Source organism: Inquilinus limosus MP06, from assembly GCF_000767795.1.
In the GTDB taxonomy this organism is placed as follows: Bacteria; Pseudomonadota; Alphaproteobacteria; order DSM-16000; family Inquilinaceae; genus Inquilinus; species Inquilinus limosus_E.
Genome location: NZ_JANX01000760.1, coordinates 1 through 2429, shown reverse-complemented (window position 1 = coordinate 2429; position 2429 = coordinate 1). Strand labels below are relative to the sequence as shown.

The window sequence follows — 2429 nt, the reverse complement described above, 5'->3', positions numbered from 1 at the left end:
GCTCGGCCTGCCGCTGCGCGTGTTCGATCCGGCGACGCTGGAGGCCGAGACGCCGCGCCTGGCCAACCCGTCCGAGCTGGTGTTCCGCGAGATCGGCTGCCACGGCGTGGCCGAGGCGGCGGCGCTGGCCGCGGCCGGGGAGGGCGGCCGCCTCGTCGTCGAGAAGCGCAAATCGCGCCGCGCCACCTGCGCCGTGGCCGAGGCGCCCGCGATCCTCGACCCCGAGCGGATCGGGCGAAAGCGCGGCACGCTGGCCTTGATCGGCATGGGTCCGGGCCGGGCCGACTGGCGGGCGCCTGAGGCCGACCGCCTGATCGCCGCGGCCACCGACCTGGTCGGCTACAGCCTCTATATCGACCTGCTCGGCCCGGCCGCCGCCGGCAAGGCGCGGCACGACTACAGGCTGGGCGAGGAGGAGCTGCGGGTGCGCGCGGCGCTGGACCTGGCGGCGGAGGGGCGGGACGTCGCCCTGATCTGCTCCGGCGACGCCGGCATCTACGCCATGGGCAGCCTGCTGTGGGAGCTGATCGAGCGCGGCGGCCGGCCGGACTGGCGCCGGGTCGAGGTCACGACCGTGCCCGGAATCTCGGCAATGCAGGCGGCCGCGTCCCGCATCGGCGCGCCGCTGGGCCATGATTTCTGCGCCATCTCGCTGTCCGACCTGATGACGCCCTGGCCGGCGATCGAGCGGCGGATCGCGGCGGCGGCGCAGGGCGATTTCGTCGTCGCCTTCTACAACCCGGTGTCGCAGCGCCGCCGCTTCCAGCTGGCCCGAGCGCGCGAGATCCTGCTGGCGCACCGCCCGGCGGCGACGCCGGTGGTGCTGGGCCGCAATCTCGGCCGCGACGGCGAGACCCTGACCGTCACCACGCTCGGCGAGTTGACCGTCGACATGGTCGACATGCTGACCCTGGTGCTGGTCGGCTCCTCGGAAAGCCGGGCGCTGACGCTCGGCGACGGCACCCCGCGCGTCTACACGCCGCGCGGCTATGGCGACAAGCCGGAGGCGCAGCGGGCATGACCGTGCATTTCATCGGCGCCGGCCCGGGCGATCCGGACCTGTTGACCTTGCGGGGGCGCGACCTGATCGCGCGCTGCCCGGTCTGCCTCTATGCCGGCTCGCTGGTGCCGGAGGCGGTGGTGGCGCATGCGCCGGCGGAGGCGCGGGTGATCGATACCGCGCCGCTGCATCTCGACCAGATCATCGCCGAAATCGAGGCCGCCCACGCCCAGGGCCAGGACGTCGCCCGGGTGCATTCCGGCGACCCCTCGCTGTACGGCGCGATCGCCGAGCAGATCCGCCGGCTGAAGGCGCTGGGCATCCCCTACACCATCACCCCCGGCGTGCCGGCTTTCGCGGCGGCTGCCGCCGCCCTGGGCACCGAGCTGACCCTGCCGGATGTCAGCCAGACCGTGATCCTGACCCGGACCACGATGAAGGCCTCGGCCATGCCGCCGGGCGAGGAGCTGGAGACGCTGGGCCGCTCCGGCGCCACCCTGGCGATCCACCTGTCGATCCGCAACATCCCGGCGGTGCGCCGAGCGCTGGAGCCGCATTACGGCGCCGACTGCCCGGTGGTGGTGGTCTACCGCGCCACCTGGCCGGACCAGCAGATCATCCGCGGCACCCTGGCCGATATCGGCGCCCGGGTGCGTGAGGCGAAGATCACCCGCACCGCGCTGATCCTGGTCGGCCGTGTGCTGGGCGGCGACACCGAATTCACCGACAGCGCCCTCTACGACCCGGCGCATGTCCACGTGCTGCGCCCCAAGCGCGGCACGAAAGTTGCGTCTGCCTGACCTTGATGCTCTGACCTGGAGACAACCAATGAAACTCGCCAAGACCCTCGCCCTCACCGCGCTGGCGACGCTGCTGCCCGTGGCGGCCTATGCCCATCCGGGGCATGACGTCGTCGGCTTCTCGGCCGGCTTCGCGCACCCGTTCTCGGGCCTCGACCACATCCTGGCCATGGTCGCGGTCGGCATCTGGGCCGGCCAGGTCGGCGGCCGCTACATCTGGCAGGCGCCGCTGGCCTTCCTGACCCTGATGGCCCTCGGCGGCATCGCCGGCATCCAGGGCCTCGGCCTGCCGATGGTCGAGCTCGGCATCGCCGGGTCGATCATCGTCTTCGGCGCCCTGATCGCGCTGGCGGTGCGGCCGGTGGCCTGGGTCGGCATGGCGGTGACCGGGGTCTTCGCCGTGTTCCACGGCTACGCCCATGGCGCCGAGATGCACCCAGATTCCTCGGCCCTGACCTACGGCCTGGGCTTCATCGCCGCGACCGCGATCCTGCACGGCATCGGCATCGGCGCGGCGCTGGGCCTGAGCCGGCTGCGCTTCGCCCCGGTGGAGCGCGCGCTGGGCGCCGCCATCGCCGTGGCCGGCGTGGTCATCGCGGCTGGTTAAGCCCTCAGCCAGTCCAGCGCCC

General features: G+C 73.1%; 3 protein-coding genes. All 3 read left to right on the top strand.

Features of this window, described 5'->3' with window-relative positions; genetic code table 11:
- On the top strand, window positions 1-1021 hold a 1021-nt coding region (gene cobJ / locus P409_RS32005; RefSeq protein WP_034848127.1), incomplete at its 5' end, for a precorrin-3B C(17)-methyltransferase.
- On the top strand, window positions 1018-1800 hold the full coding sequence (gene cobM, locus P409_RS32000; protein ID WP_034848126.1) for a precorrin-4 C(11)-methyltransferase: 783 nt from the start codon (window positions 1018-1020) through the stop codon (window positions 1798-1800). The genes cobJ and cobM, both read left to right, overlap by 4 nt.
- Window positions 1801-1828: 28 nt before the next feature.
- Entirely contained in the window at window positions 1829-2407 is a 579-nt protein-coding gene (locus tag P409_RS31995) for a HupE/UreJ family protein (protein WP_034848124.1), read from the top strand.
- Window positions 2408-2429 lie beyond the last annotated feature (22 nt).

Bases quoted from the DNA above. Each gene is read 5' to 3' on its own strand.
- cobM (WP_034848126.1), top strand. From the start codon at position 1,018: ATGACCGTGCATTTCATCGGCGCCGGCCCGGGCGATCCGGACCTGTTG.
- P409_RS31995 (WP_034848124.1), top strand. From the start codon at position 1,829: ATGAAACTCGCCAAGACCCTCGCCCTCACCGCGCTGGCGACGCTGCTG.